This is a genomic window from Pseudogemmobacter faecipullorum (assembly GCF_020539525.1).
In the GTDB taxonomy this organism is placed as follows: domain Bacteria; phylum Pseudomonadota; class Alphaproteobacteria; order Rhodobacterales; family Rhodobacteraceae; genus Pseudogemmobacter; species Pseudogemmobacter faecipullorum.
On record NZ_JACDXX010000015.1, the window covers coordinates 46,055 to 63,629 of the forward strand.

18 protein-coding genes are annotated in these 17,575 nt (G+C 63.8%); 6 read left to right on the plus strand and 12 right to left on the minus strand.

Features of this window, described 5'->3' with window-relative positions; translation table 11 throughout:
* Position 1 precedes the first annotated feature (1 nt).
* Positions 2-793 (minus strand): tryptophan synthase subunit alpha, encoded by a 792-nt coding sequence (trpA, locus tag H0485_RS15305; RefSeq protein ID WP_226936821.1) that lies wholly within the window; start codon positions 791-793, stop codon positions 2-4.
* 300 nt (positions 794-1,093) lie between these two features.
* On the opposite strand from trpA, the gene ychF reads away from it, so the two are divergent.
* From ychF to H0485_RS15335, 6 genes are all read left to right on the plus strand, one after another.
* The gene (ychF, locus tag H0485_RS15310; protein WP_226936822.1) at positions 1,094-2,191 is read left to right on the plus strand and encodes a redox-regulated ATPase YchF; all 1,098 of its coding nucleotides are present in this window, start codon (positions 1,094-1,096) and stop codon (positions 2,189-2,191) included.
* Between the two features lie 257 nt (positions 2,192-2,448).
* Positions 2,449-2,706, plus strand: a complete 258-nt coding sequence (locus H0485_RS15315; RefSeq protein WP_226936823.1) for a (2Fe-2S)-binding protein — start codon at positions 2,449-2,451, stop codon at positions 2,704-2,706.
* Positions 2,707-2,840: 134 nt separating this feature from the next.
* On the plus strand, positions 2,841-3,326 hold the full coding sequence (gene bfr, locus H0485_RS15320; RefSeq protein ID WP_226936824.1) for a bacterioferritin: 486 nt from the start codon (positions 2,841-2,843) through the stop codon (positions 3,324-3,326).
* Between the two features lie 392 nt (positions 3,327-3,718).
* Positions 3,719-4,831, plus strand: coding sequence for a tonB-system energizer ExbB (gene exbB, locus H0485_RS15325; protein ID WP_226936825.1), 1,113 nt, complete (start codon positions 3,719-3,721; stop codon positions 4,829-4,831).
* A gap of 15 nt (positions 4,832-4,846) precedes the next feature.
* Positions 4,847-5,281, plus strand: a complete 435-nt coding sequence (gene exbD / locus H0485_RS15330; protein ID WP_226936826.1) for a TonB system transport protein ExbD — start codon at positions 4,847-4,849, stop codon at positions 5,279-5,281.
* On the plus strand, positions 5,278-6,111 hold the full coding sequence (locus H0485_RS15335) for an energy transducer TonB family protein (RefSeq protein ID WP_226936827.1): 834 nt from the start codon (positions 5,278-5,280) through the stop codon (positions 6,109-6,111). The genes exbD and H0485_RS15335 overlap by 4 nt, the downstream gene beginning before the upstream one ends.
* 48 nt (positions 6,112-6,159) lie before the next feature.
* Here the strand turns inward: H0485_RS15335 and H0485_RS15340 are convergent, their stop codons facing one another.
* From H0485_RS15340 to H0485_RS15390, 11 genes are all read right to left on the minus strand, one after another.
* Positions 6,160-6,621 carry a PaaI family thioesterase gene (locus H0485_RS15340; RefSeq protein WP_226936828.1) on the minus strand — a complete coding sequence of 154 codons (462 nt, stop codon included), beginning with the start codon at positions 6,619-6,621 and terminating at the stop codon, positions 6,160-6,162.
* Positions 6,622-6,729: 108 nt separating this feature from the next.
* Positions 6,730-7,731, minus strand: a complete 1,002-nt coding sequence (locus H0485_RS15345; RefSeq protein ID WP_226936829.1) for a LacI family DNA-binding transcriptional regulator — start codon at positions 7,729-7,731, stop codon at positions 6,730-6,732.
* 5 nt (positions 7,732-7,736) lie between these two features.
* Positions 7,737-8,903 (minus strand): dihydrodipicolinate synthase family protein, encoded by a 1,167-nt coding sequence (locus H0485_RS15350; RefSeq protein ID WP_226936830.1) that lies wholly within the window; start codon positions 8,901-8,903, stop codon positions 7,737-7,739.
* A 1-nt stretch (position 8,904) separates the two neighbouring features.
* Entirely contained in the window at positions 8,905-9,219 is a 315-nt protein-coding gene (locus tag H0485_RS15355) for a Dabb family protein (protein WP_226936831.1), read from the minus strand.
* Entirely contained in the window at positions 9,216-10,823 is a 1,608-nt protein-coding gene (locus tag H0485_RS15360) for a GMC family oxidoreductase (RefSeq protein WP_226936832.1), read from the minus strand. The genes H0485_RS15355 and H0485_RS15360 overlap by 4 nt, the downstream gene beginning before the upstream one ends.
* An 8-nt stretch (positions 10,824-10,831) precedes the next feature.
* Positions 10,832-11,587 carry a 3-ketoacyl-ACP reductase gene (locus tag H0485_RS15365; protein WP_226936833.1) on the minus strand — a complete coding sequence of 252 codons (756 nt, stop codon included), beginning with the start codon at positions 11,585-11,587 and terminating at the stop codon, positions 10,832-10,834.
* Positions 11,584-13,077, minus strand: a complete 1,494-nt coding sequence (locus tag H0485_RS15370; RefSeq protein ID WP_226936834.1) for a GMC oxidoreductase — start codon at positions 13,075-13,077, stop codon at positions 11,584-11,586. Before H0485_RS15370 ends, H0485_RS15365 begins: the two co-directional genes overlap by 4 nt.
* Positions 13,074-14,186 carry an ABC transporter ATP-binding protein gene (locus H0485_RS15375; RefSeq protein ID WP_226936835.1) on the minus strand — a complete coding sequence of 371 codons (1,113 nt, stop codon included), beginning with the start codon at positions 14,184-14,186 and terminating at the stop codon, positions 13,074-13,076. The genes H0485_RS15370 and H0485_RS15375 overlap by 4 nt, the downstream gene beginning before the upstream one ends.
* A gap of 4 nt (positions 14,187-14,190) precedes the next feature.
* A complete protein-coding gene (locus H0485_RS15380; RefSeq protein WP_226936836.1) occupies positions 14,191-15,069 on the minus strand; it encodes a carbohydrate ABC transporter permease in 879 nt (292 codons plus the stop codon).
* On the minus strand, positions 15,066-15,962 hold the full coding sequence (locus H0485_RS15385) for a carbohydrate ABC transporter permease (protein ID WP_226936837.1): 897 nt from the start codon (positions 15,960-15,962) through the stop codon (positions 15,066-15,068). Before H0485_RS15385 ends, H0485_RS15380 begins: the two co-directional genes overlap by 4 nt.
* Before the next feature lie 135 nt (positions 15,963-16,097).
* Positions 16,098-17,351: an ABC transporter substrate-binding protein gene (locus H0485_RS15390; RefSeq protein WP_435531511.1), complete on the minus strand. Its 1,254-nt coding sequence runs from the start codon at positions 17,349-17,351 to the stop codon at positions 16,098-16,100.
* Between the last annotated feature and the right edge of the window lie 224 nt (positions 17,352-17,575).

A 17,575-nucleotide genomic window follows, 5' to 3' on the forward strand; every position in this document is an offset into this window, starting at 1 on the left:
CTCAGGCCGAATGGGCGCCGCCCGAAAGGGCTGCCACCTGGGCGAGGATTTCGCCGAGCGGCTTTTTCTCGCCGACGCTTTTGACGATGCTCGAGCCGACCACGCAGCCATCGGCCACGCCCGCCATCAGCTTTGCGGTTTCAGGCGTATTGATGCCAAAGCCGATCACCACCGGCAGATCGGTTCCGGCCTTGATCGCCGCCACCGCCGGGGCCAGATCGCCCGCCTGGGGCGTGGCCGAGCCGGTGATGCCGGTGATCGAGACATAATAGACAAAGCCCGAAGTGTTCTGCAGCACCTTGGGCAGGCGCTTTGCATCGGTGGTGGGGGTGGCAAGGCGGATGAAGTTCAGCCCGGCGGCCTGGGCGGGCAGGCAAAGCTCTTCATCTTCTTCCGGCGGCAGATCGACCACGATCATCCCGTCGACCCCGGCAGCTTTTGCCTCGCGGATGAAACGCTCAACGCCATGCGAATAGATCGGGTTGTAATAGCCCATCAGCACCACCGGGGTGGTGGCGTCGCCCGAGCGGAACTCCTGCACCATCTGCAGCACTTTGCTCAGCGTCATGCCAGCTTCCAGCGCGCGCTGGCCCGCGGCCTGGATGGTCGGGCCATCGGCCATCGGATCGGTGAAGGGAATGCCCAGCTCGATGATATCGACGCCCGCGCCCGGCAGGCCTTTCATCAGCTCCAGCGAGCCCGCCATATCAGGATCCCCGGCCATGATATAGGCGACGAAGGCCTTTTTGCCCTCAGCGCGCAGCCGGGCGAAAGTGTCATCGATCCTGGTCATGAAAGGCCCCCGTTTCTGTTTCTCAAGCGGTTTGCACAAGCGCGCCGGGAAAAGCAATGGCGGCGCGGCGGGCAGGCCGCCGCAAAGGAAAAATTTACCTGTTGCTGCTATAATCGGGCGGAAGAGAGGGGGCTGGGTGGCTCACGCCCGGGGCCGGGATCGGCAAAGCGGCAGCCGGGCTGAGAAAAGATGTGATTTTCGCGCGGCGCTGGGGATTGAAGCCGGTTTGGGGCCAGCTTGTTCCTTGATCCGGCCCCGGCCAGCGCCTAAGAGGGCCTTCGCAATCCAGGAGGGCCGGTGATGGGCTTTAAGATGGGTATCGTCGGCCTGCCGAATGTCGGCAAATCGACCCTTTTCAACGCGCTGACGAAAACCGCTGCAGCGCAGGCGGCGAATTTCCCGTTCTGCACGATCGAGCCGAATGTCGGCGAGGTCTCGGTGCCGGATCCTCGTCTGGACCAGCTGGCAGCCATTGCCGGCTCGAAACAGATCATCCCGACGCGGATGACCTTTGTCGATATCGCGGGCCTGGTGCGCGGCGCCTCGAAAGGCGAGGGTCTTGGTAACCAGTTCCTCGCCAATATCCGCGAATGCGATGCGATTGCCCATGTGCTGCGCTGCTTTGAGGATGGCGATATCACCCATGTCGAGGGCCGGATTGACCCGGTCGCCGATGCCGAGACCATCGAGACCGAGCTGATGCTTGCCGATCTCGAAAGCCTTGAGCGCCGCCGTGCCAACCTCGCACGCAAGATGAAATCGGGCGATAAGGAAGCGGCGGACCAGGATCGCCTGCTGGCCCAGGCCCAGGCCGCGCTCGAGGCCGGTCAGCCGGCCCGCACCGTTCAGGTGGCAGCCGATGACCGTCGCGCCTGGGATCTGCTGCAGCTCCTGACCGCCAAGCCGGTGCTCTATGTCTGCAATGTCGAAGAGGCAAAAGCCGGCGAGGGCAACAGTCAGTCCGCGCGCGTCGCCGAAATGGCTGCGCGTCAGGGCGCGGCTTCGGTGGTGATCTCGGCGCGGATCGAGGAAGAGCTGGCGCAGCTGCCCGATGAGGATGCCGCGATCTTCCTTGAGGAGATGGGGCTGAGTGAGGCCGGGCTGAATCGCCTGATCCGTGCGGGCTATCAGCTGCTGGGTCTGCGCACCTATTTCACCGTCGGTCCGAAAGAGGCCCGCGCCTGGACGATCACCGCAGGCATGCTGGCGCCGCAGGCCGCCGGGGTGATCCATGGTGATTTTGAGAAAGGCTTCATCCGCGCCGAAACCGTGGCCTTTGCCGATTACATCGCCGGCAACGGCGAGGCGGGCGCGAAAGAGGCCGGGAAATTCCGTGTCGAAGGAAAGACTTACGAAGTCAAAGACGGCGACGTGCTGCATTTCCTGTTCAGCGGCTGATCTGCCATCCCCTGCCTCAGACCAGACTTTCAGGGCGTCCCATCGCGGGGCGCCCTTTGTTTTAAGGGATTTTGATCAGCTCAGCGATGCCGAAGTGAATTTATCAACTTTACTTTCCTGACTAAACTTGTCATCCATGGGCGGTCCGCAAGAGCTGTGTCTCCCCCCCTGTGAGTGCCGAGAATGACCGGAACGCGCTTTCTCTGTTTTGCTGTTTCGCCCCTGATCCTGTCTGCTTCGCGCGGGGGGCTCGGGCAATGATCGTCTGCTCCTGTATGAATATTGCCGATCAGGATATCCGCGCGGCGGTGGACTGGATGCGCGCCTCTGACCCTTCGACCATCATCACCCCGGGCAAGATTTATCATGCTCTGGGCAAGAAGGCAGATTGCGGCGGCTGCATGCCGCTGTTTCTCGACACCATGCGCAGCTGTGCCAGCTTTGGCGTGGCGGGCGAGCCGGCCCGGCCTGCAGTGCCGATGCTGAAACAGATGCGCGCCAGACGCTTTAAATAAGAGCGTTTTCGTCAGTTTTAGAAAGATTCTAAAATAATCTCCGCGCCTGGTTTACAGCCGCGATCTGTCGTCCTAGGCTCTCTCTATCCGAAGCCGGCAGGGGTTTTACCCTGCGCAACGAAACGGGGATTGCCATGAAGGGCGACGCAAAGGTTATCGAGTATCTCAACGCCGGTCTGCGCTCAGAACTGACCGCGGTCAGCCAGTACTGGTTGCATTACCGCCTGCTGGATGACTGGGGCTATGGCAAGCTGGCCGCCAAAGCCCGCGAGGAATCGATCGAGGAAATGCATCACGCGGATAAGTTTATCACGCGGATCATCTTCCTTGAGGGCCATCCGAATCTGCAAAAGCTCGACAGTCTGCGCATCGGCCAGAATGTCCGTGAGGTGCTCGATGCCGATCTGGCGGCCGAACATGGCGCCCGTGACCTTTATATCGAGGCGCGCCGCTATTGTGACGAGGTCGGCGATTTCGTCAGCCGGGCTTTGTTCGACGAGCTGATCGCCGATGAAGAGGGGCATATCGACTTCCTCGAAACCCAGATCGACCTCTATGAGCAGCTCGGGGCGCAGAATTACGGTCTGCTCAACGCCTCCCCGGCCAATGAGGCTGGCTAAGCCTCAGGGCTGACGGCGCTTCGGGTGTCTCTGCGCGCCCCAGGCTGGCAGGGGCAGACCGAGCCTATAAAGGCCCTTCCGTCGCGAGGGGCCTTTTCCCGTTCCGGCAGGACGGGGCAGGGGCGGAACCGGGATGAAATGAGGGGTCCGGAGCGGGGGGCGCTTATACTTGACAAATATACCTGGTATTCTTAGACCGATTTCTGACAGAAGAGGTTGGTATCTGCTGCAGCCCCGGAACATCTATCGCAGAATGTTCTGCAGGGGTCGCGAATAACCGGCAAGCCTGCTCAGGCTCGTGCTTTGCTCCGGTCAGGCCGCCTTGGGGGAAACCCGGTCGCTGCTCTCTCCTGCCGGAGGGGCGGAATGAAGCAAATGAACTGGTTAAGAACATGCGTGCGGCACTGATCTATCCCTTCCTTCTGACTGGCCTTCTTGCAGGCGGTGCGACCCTGGCCCAGGATAATCCCGATACGGCGCCGCCGGTGGTCTCGACTGAGGCCCCCGAGCCTTCCGCGCTTCCGGCTGCGGATAGCGGGGCTGCGGCTCCGGTCGTGATCACGGATGCGCCGCCTGCGGTTCCTGCGCCGGATGCGACCGGCCAGGACCCTTCCGCTTCTGCCCCCGCCGGGGCCGCGCCGGAAACCGCCGCGCCCGCCGAAGCAACGACTGCCCCCGTGAGCGCCGCCGAAACCGGGGAAGCCGCTCGCCCCGATCACCGCGGGGAGCATGAGCGCGGCCCGGGTCACGGTCGTCGCGGCGGCGGACAGCAGGGGGCCGCTCCGGGCGATGCCTCAGCCGCAGCACCGGCCCCGCTTGCCGCGCATTCGGTGAAACTGGATGCTTTGTTCTGGGATGCGCACTGGATTGTCCAGGCGGTGATGGTCGGGCTTGCGGTTGCGGCTTTCGCAGCCCTTGTGATCCTGATCCATAAAATGGTCGAATTCAGCTTTGCCTTTGCAGGCCTGCGCCGCGCGGCAAAGGTGCTGACCAGCGCGAGCGATCTGCATATCGCCACTGCGGCGCTGCAGGGCCGTAAGGGGCCGGCCGCTGAGATCATCCGCGCCGCGGATGAAGAGCTGCGCCTGGCCGAGGCCGAGCCGGATCTGATCCCCGGCACCCGTGAGCGCACCGATGCCGCCGCAGGCCGGATTGAGGCGGGCGCAGCGCAAAAGCTGCGCGCCGGCACCGGCATTCTGGCCTCGATCGGCTCGCTTGCGCCCTTTGTTGGCCTGTTTGGCACGGTCTTTGGCATTATGAACAGCTTCATCGCGATTGCCGAAACCAAAACAACCAATCTCGCCGTCGTGGCACCGGGGATTGCCGAGGCGCTGCTGGCCACCGCAATTGGTCTGGCCGCCGCTATTCCGGCGGTGGCGATTTATAATATCTGTACCCGTCGCCTCGCGACCTATCGCCATCAGCTCAATGACATTGCCGCTGCCGCCGCCCGGTTGCAGAGCCATGCGCTTGACCGGCTGGCCGCTGCCGCAGCGAGGGCCTGAGCGATGGGGGCCTCAATGGGTGGCAATCAGGATGAGGATGCCGAAGTCTCGGAGATCAACGTCACGCCCTTCATCGATGTGATGCTGGTTCTGCTGATCGTGTTCATGGTTGCGGCGCCGCTGTCGACCGTGGATGTGCCGGTGAACCTGCCCGCCTCGGCGGCGCAGCCCCAGCAGCGTCCCGATGAGCCGCTCTGGCTTTCGCTGGGTCTCGACCGGGTGCTGTCGCTCGGCAATGAGCCGGTGTCAGAGGGCGGGCTGCAGGCGGCGCTGGATGCGAAAACCGGCGGTGACCGCGAGCAGGCGGTGTTCTTCCGCGCCGATAAAGAGATCCCTTATGGCGAGCTGATGGTCATCCTGGATGAGCTGCGCGTCGCCGGTTATCTTAAAGTCGCGCTGGTCGGGCTCGAAGGCGCGGCGGCGGCGGCAGATCCGGGAGCTGCGCCATGAGCTGCCCTATCCTGCCCTCACATCGCAGCGCGGGTCGCGGTTCGACCATTGGCTGGCTGGCCTCGACCTCGGTTGCGGCACTGCTGGTCTCGGCGATTGGCGCCTGGGCTTTGTCGAACCAGTCGGCGGGCAATGCCATCGGCGATGCCGAGGAGGCGGTGCTGATCATGCTGGCCCCGGTCCCGGCGGTTGAGGCGATGCGCGAGCCCTCGCCGGATGCGGTGGATCAGGCGCCTTCCGAACAGGTGGATGCGCCCGATGCCGAGGATCTGCCCGAGACCCCGGAGCTGACCGAAGCGCCGGATCTGCCGGAAGATCTGCCCGCGATTGAGGAGATCGTCGAGGATCTCGCGCCCGAGATTGACCAGGAACCGCCGCCAAAGCCGGTTGTCGAGCTGCCAAAGCCGAAGCCACGCCCCGAGCGCGCCGAGGAAAAACCGGTCAAAAAGGCGGAAAAGCCGCGCGAGAAAACCAGAGATAAGCCAAAGCGCAAGGCCTCGGAAAACCGGGCTGAGGCAAAGGCTTCGAGCCAGCCGGCCCCGGCTCAGGCCTCGGCCGGTTCGGGCCAGGCCTCGGCTAAATCCTATGCGGCTTCGGTGATGAAAAAGGTCAACCGCACGCGCAAGAAAAATGCGGGCGAGAAGGGGACCGCCACGGTCAGCTTTACCATCAGTGCGGGTGGCGGGCTGGCGGCGGTGTCGATTTCTCGCAGCTCGGGCTCGGCCCGGGTGGATGAGGTCGCGCTGGACCATATCCGACGCGCCGCGCCTTTCCCGGCGCCGCCGGCCGGGGTTAACCCGAGCTATAGTTTCAATTTCGTGGCGAAATAGCCGCGGCTGAAACGACAGGGGCGGCGCGGCCTGCGGGCTGCGCCGCCTTTACTCTCCGATCGGGGCGATGGTCATCTGGGTCTGCTGGACCAGCGCCGCCAGCTTGCCATTTTCAAGATAGAGCGAGGTCTGCCAGACCGAGGTGCGCCGGCCGATATGCAGCGGCAGCGTCACCGCTTTCAGCCGGGATCCGGCCGGGACGGGGCGGAAGAAACTGGTTTTGCTCTCGACGGTGGTCGTGGTTTCTCCGGCAGCGACATTGGCATAAGCCGCTGATCCGCCGAGAATATCAGCCAGAGCCATGATCGCGCCGCCATGCAGGACGCCATTGCGGTTCAGCAGTTCGGGCCGCACCAGCAGCATCGCCTCAACCCGGTCTTTGCGGATCACGATATTCTCCGGGCGCAGCTGTCCGGCAAAGGGCGGCAGCTCGCGGGCATCCCCGGTCAGGTCAGGCTCTGGCGGCGGGTGGCCAGTTGGCGGATGGTCAGGCGGCGGATGGTCAGGCATGGAGGGCTTTCTGCAACAGATCGGCGCGGCCAGTCTCGCGCAGGGCCGGCTCCGGGCGCAAGCCGAAAGCCCCGCAGGCGGCGGGTCAGGAGGGGAGGCGGGCAGAGGTCAGCGCGAGGAGGCCCGCACTATCAGCTCAACCGGGGTCAGGGTTTCCGGGGCAGGGCGGATGCCCTCTTCCAGCCAGCGCAGCAAAGTGCCCGCCATGCGGCGGCCAAAACCGGCAATATCGCAGCGCACCGAAGACAGGGCGGGCCAGGCCTCGGCGCTTTCCTCAATATCGTCAAATCCGGTCAGGCGGAAATCCGGGCCGGGCGCGCGGCCCAGCCGGGCCATGCCGCTGCTGACGCCAAGCGCAACCAGATCGTTAAAGCACAATGCCGCATCGGTTTCGGGATGCTGTTCTGCAAGCCGGATCATCGCCTCGCGCCCCCAGCTGCGCGTCGGGCGACCGGGCAGGATCAACGGCTTCAGCCCTGCCTGCGCGAGCACCTCGCGGTAGCCGGCCATGCGCAGATCGGTCACGCCGCGCCCCTCCAGCCCGCCGAGAAAGGCGATATGGCGCGCGCCCGCCTGCACCAGCTGTTCGGTGGCGAGACGGCTGCCAAGCGCGTAATCGGGGGCGGCGAAGGGGAAGGTTTCCGTATCGGGTGAGGCCTTGCGCAAAACCTGCAGCGTCGGGATCCCGGCCCGGGCAATTGCGCCGAAGGTCTCATCCTCATTGCCATAGGCAGGCGAGACGATCAGCGCCGAGACGCCATGTTCCAGCATTGCCGCCATCACCTGGGTCTGCAGCGCGGGATCTTCATCAGTATTGGCCAGCACCGTGGCATAGCCGCGCGCCGAAAGCGCCATCTGCGCGGATGTGGCGAATTCGGTGAAGAAGGGGTTGCGCAGATCATTGATGACAAGGCCGACCAGACCGGCATTGGACTGGCGAAGGTTGGCAGCCGAGCGGTTATAGACATAGCCCAGCTCTGCCATGGCGCGGCGCACCTCTTCGCGGGTCTGATCGCGCACCAGCGGGCTGTTCTGCAGCACCAGGCTGACCGTCGATTTCGACACTCCGGCCTCGCGGGCCACGTCAATGATCGTCGGGCGTTTGTCCATCGCTCTCAGCTTTGCTCAATTCCGTAAAGGCCGGTCAGCAGGCGCATCCGGGCCAGGGCCAGGTCCGGATCTGCCAGAAGTCCGGCCTGGTCTGCAAGACGGAACACCTCGGCGTAATGGCTGATGTCGCGGGCCGACTGCATTCCTGCGGGCATGGTGAAATGGCTCTGCCAGCCGTTCAGCCAGGCGAGAAAGGCGATGCCTGCCTTATAAAACCGGGTGGGGGCGCGGAAAATCTCACGCGAGAGCGGCACGGTGGGGGCAAGGAGCTGGTGATAAAGCGCATGATCGCCGCGCCCCAGCGCCTCGAGCGCGCGGGTGGCGGCGGGGGCAATGGCGGCGAAGATGCCGAGGAGCGCATGCGAGTGATGCTCTCCATCGCCGGCAATCAGCGGCGCATAGTTGAAATCATCGCCGGTATAGAGCCGCACCCCCCCGGGCAGGCGGGCGCGGAAGGCCTCTTCATGCGCCTGATCCAGCAGCGAGATTTTGATCCCGTCGACTTTTCCGGGGTTTTCGGCAATCAGCTGCAGCACAAAATCTGAAGCCGCCTCAACTGAGGCGCAGCCCCAGTAGCCCTCCAGGCCGGGATCAAACATCGCGCCGAGCCAGTGCAGGATCACCGGCTGCGCCGCGCCATCGATCAGGCGGCGGTAGAGGCGGTGGTAATCCTCGGGCCGGGCGCGGATCGCGGGCAGCGCCCGGCTGGCCATCACGATCGCCTGGGCGCCGCTGGCCTCAATCGCCTCGAGCTGCTCTTCATAGGCGGCGATGATCGCGTCAAGGCTGCTCAGCGTCTCAGGTGCGGCCTGATCGGTGCCGACACCTGCGGCAACCCGGGGGCAGAGCGGATGGGCGCGGGCCTCGCGCATGCTGCGCTCAACCAGCTCTTTCGCCGTGGCCCAGTCGGTGCCCATGCCACGCTGCGCCGTATCCATCGCCTCGGCCAGATGCAGCCCCTGATCCCAGAGCCCGATGCGAAAGCGCAAAGTCGCCTCCCAGTCGAGCTGCGGGCGGCTGTCCCAGGGGCTGTGCGGGCGCAGGGGATCGGGGATGACATGGGCAGCGGCAAAGGCCGTTCGGGCCAGCGGCCCCTCAGGCGCGCGGGGCGGCAGGGCTATGCCCTGCAGGCGATAGGGCTGCAGGGCATGGTTCCGGGGCAGAAGGATCATTTCAGGCTCCGCAATCAAGGTCGAAAACAAGGATGCCGTCCAGCCCGCCTTCGGCCGCGGCGACAAGGCCCGCGCCGATGCGGCGGTGGTCGGGGTGGTCCTGATAGGCGGCCAGAGCCGCCCAGTCGGTGAAATCCACGGTGAAGCCATGCAGATAGCCGCGCTCGATCTGTTCGGGGCTTTGCGAGCGCCCGGCATGGACCGCCAGCACACCGGGCAGCAGGGCGCGGATCTGTTTCAGCCCGTCAAATAAAGCAGCAATCCGGGCTTCGGTGGTGCCGGGGCGAAAGCGGATCAGGACGATATGGCGGATCATGCGGCGCTGTTTTCCTTGCGGCTGAGGCCATGGGCGCGGGCGATGATATCGCTTGCCTTTTCGGCGATCATGATGGTGGCGGCATTGGTGTTTGAGGAGACCACGCGCGGCATGACCGAGGCGTCGATCACCCTGAGCCCCTCAATTCCGTTGAAGCGCAGCAGGGGATCGACCACGGCTTCGACGTCTGATCCCATGCGGCAGGTGCCGGCCGGGTGATGGTCAGTCTTGGCATGGCGGCAGGCATAGTCGAAATAATCCTGATCGCTGCGCACCTCTGGCCCGGGCAGGCGTTCGGCCAGGAGATAGGGTTTCAGCGCATCGCCCGCCATCATCTCGCGCGCCAGTTTCAGCCCGCGGATCGACATTTCGCGGTCATAGGGATCCTCCCAGTAATTCGGGTCGATCAGCGGCGCGGCGCAGGGATCGGCCGAGGCCAGCCGCACCGTGCCGCGCGAGCGCGGTCGCAGATGGGCTGAATTCAGCGTGAGGCCACCCTGGGGCATGGCGGCCACCCCGGCCTCGATGCCCGAGCCCAGGCCGAGATGGAACTGCAGATCGGGCGAGCGGGCAGTGGTATCGGCATACCAGAAGCCGCCGGTCTCAAACAAAGAGGAGGCGACCGGGCCGCGCCTGGTCGTCAGATATTGCAGCCCGGCCAGCATCGACCAGAACGGTCTGGCATAACGGTCATAGCTGTGCGGGCCGCTGCATTCGGCAATGACAAAAAGGTCGAGATGATCCTGCAGATTGGCACCGACCCCGGGCTGATCGAGCACGACCGCAATACCAAGGGCGCGCAGATCCGCGCCCGGGCCGATGCCCGAAAGCTGCAACAGGCGCGGCGAGCCGATGGCTCCGGCCGAGAGCAGCACCTCGGCGCGGGCATAAACCGGGCCGGTGGCGGTTTCGACCCCGATGGCGCGCTGGCCTTCGGTCAGGATGCGCAAAACCTCGGCCCCGGTGCAGATCGTCAGGTTCGGGCGGTGCCGGGCGGGGCGCAGATAGGCGGTGGCGGTCGAAGAGCGGCGCATATGGCGCTGGGTCAGCTGGTAATAGCCCACTCCGGCCTGTTCTGCCCCGGTCATATCGGGGTTGAAGGGGATGCCAAGCCCGGCGCAGGCGGCAAACCAGGCCTTGCAGACCGGCAGGGGCGCGCGGGGGCGCGACACGCCGAGCGGGCCGCCCTTGCCATGCCAGTGATCCTCGAATGTGTCATTATCCTCGGCGCGGCGGAACCAGGGCAGAACCTCGTCATAGCTCCAGCCTTTGCAGCCGAGCTGCGCCCATTCGTCGTAATCGAGCGCATTGCCGCGGGTGTAGATCTGCGCATTGATCGAGGAGCCGCCGCCGATCACCCTGGCCTGGGTAAAGCGGAGCTGCAGATTATTCATGTGGCGCTGCGGCACGGTCTGCCAGCCCCAGGAGCCGATGCCTTTGGTCATTTTGGCGAAACCGGCGGGCAGGTGGTAATAGGGATGGCGGTCGCTGCCGCCCGCTTCAAGCAGCAGCACCTTCGCTGCCGGGTCTTCAGAGAGCCGCGCCGCCAGAACCGCGCCTGCCGAGCCGCCACCGATAATGATGAAATCAAAGTCTTCTTTCATAACACCCTCTAAAGCCGGGGGATGGAGAGGCCGCCATCGACGGCAAAGCTGGATCCGGTGGCAAAACCCATGCGCCCTTCGACCAGCGGCAGCACGGTTTTGCCAATATCGGCAGGCTGGCCCCAGCGACCGGCAGGCACGAGCCCCTCGCGGATCCGCGCCTCGTAGCGCTGGTGCACCCCCTCGGTCATCGGCGTGGCGATGATGCCGGGGCGCAGCTCAAACACGCCGATCCCCTCGGCTGCGAGGCGCAGCGCGAAGTTCTTTGCCATCATCGAGGCCCCGGCTTTCGAGATGCAATATTCGGCACGCTCGGGGCTGGCCATCTCAGCCGAGACCGAGGTGATGAAGATCAGGCTGCGATAGCCGGGACCGGGGTGGCGCAGCATGGTCCGGGCCACCGCCTGGGCCAGAAAGAAAGTGCCGCGCAGATTGACCTCATGGCAGCGGTCAAAGCTTTCGGGGCGCAGCTCCAGCAGATCGCCGCGCTGCAGCGCCGGAACGCCTGCATTGGCAATCAGGCTGGTCAGCGGCAGATCGGCCTCAATCCGGGCCAGCAGCGCGGGCACAGCGCTGATCTGGCGCAGATCATGGGCAAAATAGCGGCTGCCAGCCGGCAGCTGCGCCAGCGCCGCGCGCACCCGGGCGCAGTCCTGCGGCTGTTCGGCGGCGAGGGTGATCTGCCAGCCCGCTGCGGCGAGGCTTTGGGCAATGCCAAAGCCGATACCCTGCTGGCCGCCGGTGATCAGCGCATGGGGTTTCATGTCAGATGCCTCTCGCGGATCATATCGCCACAGCGCAAAGCCAGGGCGGCAATGGTGAGGGCGGGGTTCACCGCCGCCGATGTGGGCAGGACCGAGGCGTCACAGATCCAGAGATTGTCGAGATCATGCGCTTTCAACCCGGCATCGACGACGCTTGCCGCCGGATCATCGCCCATTTTACAGGTGCCGCACTGATGGCTGGGGCTGCGTTTGGGGAAGGCGCGGCTGAGGGTCAGCGGCCAGCCCGCCCGGCGCAGCGCCCGGGCGAGCTTCTGGTTCAGCAGCGCATGGGCCTCGAGGTTGGATCGTTCCCATTTCAGGGTAATCTGACCGTCGCGCAAAGTGATACGCGACTCGGGCCTCGGCAGGTCTTCGGACATGGTCAGCAGCTGCACCGAATGATCGGCGATATAGCGCGCGAGGCGGCGCGGCAGACCGCTTTCGGCGGCGAGAATGGGGCCGGTGACCCTGCCCAGCATCTGCACATTGCCCAGAGGCTCGCCCGAGGGGCCGCCGCTCAGATACCAGTCATTGAGCTGGATGGTCTTCTGATAGAGGCTGTCATTACGGCGCAAAGGGTTAATGCCCAGCACCGCCGAGAGATTATGGTTCATGAAATTGCGCCCGACCTGATCCGAGCCATTCGCCAGGCCCGAAGGTGCGCCATCATGGGCCGAGGCGAGCAGCAGCGCTGCCGAGTTTACCGCCCCGGCAGCAAGGCAGATCAGCGGCGCGCTGAGCCGCCGGAGCTGTCCCCGATGGTTCAGCTCGACCGAGGTGATCTGCCGCCCCCCGGCGCAGAGCCGGGTCACCCTGGCCCCGGTCAGCATGGTGACATTCGGATGGCGCAAAGCCGCGGCCAGGGCGCAGCTCTCGGCATCCATCTTGCCGCCGCGGGTATTGGGGAAAGCGTCCCAGGTGGTGGCGCCGCCCTGCAGCCAGGCGTCGAGATCAACGCCGAGCGGCAAAGCGCAGGGATGCAGCCCCTGGGCCTGGAGCCGGGCGCGCAGATCGGCAATCACCGGCTCATCGGGCAAAGGCGGAAAGGGCAGGGCGGCCGAGCGCGGCGGCTCGCTCGGATCCTGATCCACCGCGCCGCGCACCTGATAAAGCGCCTCGGCTGCAGAATAGTAACGTTCCAATTCCTCATAGGCAAAGGGCCAGCCCGGGGTGGTTCCGCCGATATGGCGCAGTGGCGCGAAATCCCCGGCGCGATAGCGCATCAGCACCGCGCCGTAGAATTTTGAATTGCCGCCGGGCTGATAGTAATTACCGGGGTTAAAGCTGCCGCCCGCAGCATCGAGCCAGAGCTCATCGGGGCGGTAGAAACCGCGCCGGAAGATTGCCTCGGGATCGCGTGCCTCGGGGCTGTCGCGTAATGTCTCGCCGCGCTCCAGGATCAGGATCTGCCGCCCCGAAGGGGCGAGGGCGGCGGCCAGCGTCGCCCCGCCGATCCCGGCGCCGATGATGATGACCTCTGGCTGGCTCACGTCAGGATCCGTTCTTCGGTTTTCGGATCAAACAGCACCGCTTTCTCCATATTCACCACGAAATCAAAGCTCTGTTGCGGATGGACACTGGCATCCGCCCGCATCCTTGCGATCACATCCTTGCCGCCCAGCGTCATGGTGACAAAGGTATCGGCGCCTGCGGGTTCGGTCACGGTGACGAAATTCGGCAAGGGCACGATATGGGCCGAATTGCGGTCGGCGCCTTCGGGATCAGTGATTGCCTCGGGGCGGATGCCAAGCAGCAGCTCGCGCCCGATATGGGCCTGGAAATTGCCGGGCGGCAGAGCGAGGCGCAGGTTCTGACCGGCGTGATCCTGGATTTCGGCAAAGACGCTCTCGCCCTCGCGGCGCAGCGTGGCGGGGATGATATTCATCGCCGGCGAGCCCATGAAAGTGGCAACGAAGATATTGGCCGGTGTGTCGTAGATCTCTTTCGGCGTGCCGAGCTGCTGCACCAGGCCCTTGTTCATCACCGCGATCCGGGTCGAGAGCGTCATCGCCTCGATCTGGTCATGGGTCACATAGACGATGGTGCGCTTCAGCCGCTGATGCAGCTTTTTGATCTCGGTGCGCATATCGACGCGCAGTTTCGCATCAAGGTTCGAGAGCGGCTCATCAAACAGGAAGACATCGGGATCGCGCACCAGGGCGCGGCCCATAGCGACGCGCTGGCGCTGGCCGCCCGAGAGCTGGCCTGGCTTGCGGTCCAGCAGATGGTCGATCTGCAGCAGTTTCGAGACATCGGCCAGCGCCTTGTCGCGCTCGGGCTTTGGCACGCCATGCATCTCCAGCCCGAAGGTCATATTCTGCCCGACGGTCATATTGGGGTAGAGCGCATAGCTCTGGAACACCATGGCGATATTGCGCTTTGAGGGGTGAACGCCGTTCACCACCCGGTCTTTGATCGCGATCTCACCGCCCGAGATCCCCTCCAGCCCGGCGATCATATTCAGCAGCGTCGATTTCCCGCAGCCCGAGGGGCCGACGAGGACAAGGAACTCGCCCTCCTCCACGGCGATATCAACCTGGTGCAGAACCTGAACGGCGCCGTAGGATTTGGTCACATTGCGAATGTCGAGAAAGCCCATGGCATCAACCTTTGACTGAGCCCGCCATCAGGCCCCGCACGAAATAGCGGCCTGCGACGATGTAAACGATCAGGGTGGGAATGGCGGCGAGGATCGCCCCGGCGAAATGCACGTTATATTCCTTAACGCCGGTCGAGCTTTGCACGAGGTTGTTCAGCGCCACCGTCATCGGCTGGGTGGTGCCGCCGAAACTGGCGCCGAACAGGAAGTCATTCCAGATATTGGTGAACTGCCAGATCACACAGACCACGGCGATCGGGCCCGAGACCGGCAGCAGAATGCGCCAGAAGATGCGAAAGAAGCCCGCGCCATCCATCTGCGCGGCCCGCACCAGCTCGGTGGGGAAGGCGGCATAATAGTTGCGGAAGTAAAGCGTCGAGAAGCCAAGTCCGTAAACCACATGCACCAGCACGAGGCCCGGCACTGAACCGGCGAGGCCCAGCATGCCCAGCACCCGCGCCATCGGGATCAGCACGATCTGGAAGGGGATGAAGCAGGAAAACAGCATCAGCCCGAAGATGATCTTATGGCCGGGAAATTCCCATTTGGTCAGGATATAGCCATTCAGCGCGCCGATCATGGTCGAGATCATCACGGCCGGCACGACCATCAGGATCGAGTTCAGGAAATAGGGTTTCAGCCCCGTGGCCTGGACGCCGATCTGCGCCGAGGACCAGGCCGCGCGCCAGGGGTCGAGCGTCCATTCGCCGGGCAAAGCCATCATATTGCCGCCGGTGATCTCGCTCAGCGGTTTCACCGAATTCACGCCCATGACGTAAAGCGGCAGCAGGTAGAAAAGGGCGAACAGGATCAGCAGCAGATAGATGAAAGTCCGGGTGATGCGGCCGGTCGAGACGGCCGTGTCCTGGGTGACCGCGCTCATGATTTCTTCTCCTTCAGCTCGGAATAGAGATAGGGCACCATGATCGCGGCGATGGTGATCAGCATGATCACGGCGGAAGAGGCGCCGACGCCCATTTCCTTGCGGGTGAAAGTATAGGAATACATGAAGGTTGCGGGCATTTCCGTGGCGCGGCCGGGGCCGCCGCCGGTCAGCGCGATGACGAGGTCATAGCTCTTGATCGCCAGATGGGCGAGAATGACAAAGGCCGAGAGAAAGGCCGGGCGCAGCAGCGGAATGACGATGCGGCGGTAGAGCTGCCAGTTTGAGGCGCCGTCGATCTGCGCCGCTTTCAGGATCTCATTATCAATGCCGCGCAGGCCGGCCAGGAACATCGCCATGACAAAGCCCGAGCTTTGCCAGACGGCGGCGATCACAATCGTATAGATCGCCATGGTGTTTGATTTGATCCAGGTGAAGGAAAAGCTCTCCCAGCCCCATTGATGCATCACATTCTGCAGACCGATGCCGGGATCGAGAAACCATTTCCACGCCGTGCCGGTAACGATGAAGGACAAAGCCATCGGATAGAGATAGATCGGGCGCAGCATGCCCTCGCCGCGGATTTTCTGATCGAGAAAGATCGCCAGGGCGAGACCGATCACGGTGCAGATCACGATGTAAAGCGTGGCAAAGATCGCGATGTTTTTCAGCGCAGTATGCCAGGCGGGCAGCGAGAACAGCCGGATGTAATTGTCAAAGCCGATGAAATTCCAGCTCGGCAGCATCTTCGAGCCGGTGAAGGAGAGCAGAATGGTAAACAGGATAAAGCCATAGACAAAGAACACTGTCACCGCCAGCGAGGGTGCGAGCACCAGTCTTGGCAGCCAGTCCTGTAATCTGGTTCGGAAATCGACTTCTGCGGGCGCAGCCATTCTGTCCCCCCTCCTGCGAAGCTTGCGCGCAAAGCACGCGAATTTACTGGTAAAATCCCGGTTCCGGCGCGTAAAACTGCCGGAAGAGGCGGGAGGGCAGCCGGGCTGCCTTCCCGCTGACTATGGGACGCAGGCTTACTGGGCTGCAGCCACAGCTTCGGCCAGGGCGGTCGCCGCGCTCGCGCCATCCGCATATTCGCCGTTGAAGGCGGCGGTGATCACGTCATAGGTGGCATTTTTCACCGAGGCCGGGGCGCCATAGCCATGTGCCATCGAGCCGAAGAGGGTATTGCCGGCGCTGGCTTCGGCCAGATCCTTGATGCCCTTTTTGCCGCAATCATCGAAAGCAGTATCGGGCACATCGGTCCGGGCCGGGACCGAGCCTTTGACGGTATTGAAGGCCGACTGGAAGGCGGGGCTCTCAATCGCCGAGGCCATGGCATGCTGCGCTTTCACCGCCTCTTCGCCCTTGACGTTGAACATGGCGAACTGGTCGGCGTTGAAGGTGATCGCGCCCTGGGTGCCGGGGAAGCGGATGCAGACGAAGTCAACGCCCGGCTTCTGACCTGCGCCGAGGAACTCCCCCTTGGCCCAGTCGCCCATGGCCTGCATCCCGGCCTCGCCATTGATCACCATGGCCGAGGCCAGGTTCCAGTCGCGGCCCGAGAAATTGTCATCGACATAGCTGCGCAGTTTCAACAGCTGGTCAAAAGCGGCGGCCATTTTCTCGCCCCCCAGCGCCGCCGGGTCGAGGTCGATGAAAGCGGCTTTGTAGAAATCGGTACCCTGGGCCAGCACCAGGCTGTCAAACACCGTCGCATCCTGCCAGGGCTGACCGCCATGGGCGAGCGGCGTGATGCCGTTCTCTTTCATCTTATCGAGCACGGCGATCAGCTCATCCCAGCTGGTCGGCTCGGCGAGGCCGGTCTTGTCGAGCGCGGCTTTCGAGATCCAGAGCCAGTTGGTCGAATGCACATTGACCGGCGCGGCGATCCAGTGGCCGTCATATTTCGAGAAGGCCTGCAGGGCTGCCGGGATCACCTTATCCCAGCCCTCAGCCGCGGCCACTTCGTCAAGATTGCCAAGCGCGCCCTGGGCCGCCCAGTCGGTGATATCAAAGCCAAGCATCTGCACTGCGGTCGGCGGATCGCCTGCGGTGACGCGGGCCGAGAGCGCGGTCATCGCCGCCTCACCACCGCCACCGGCGACCGGCATATCCACCCAGCCGATGCCCTGTTTTGCGAGGTCTTCTTTCAGCACATTGAGCGCCGCCGCTTCACCCCCGGCCGTCCACCAGTGCAGCACTTCCACATCTTCCGCTCTGGCGGCGGCAGCGAGGCCAATCGTCAGCGCCAGAGCCGAGGTTACTCCCTTGGTCATCTTCCTCATGTCATCCTCCCAGATGAACGTCCCGATCGGGAACAAGCTTAGTGAAACGTTACAAATAGCATTCCAGTCAATATAATTTTTGAGACTTCCCTCGCTGGTAAGTCAATTTTACTGGCTGCAATGCAGCAAAAGCCGCGCAGTTGCGGCATAAATTCATTGTTGTAACGATATATTTTCCTGTCATAGGTTGGGCAGCATTCAAAAGGAGACCTGCCCTGTCCAGC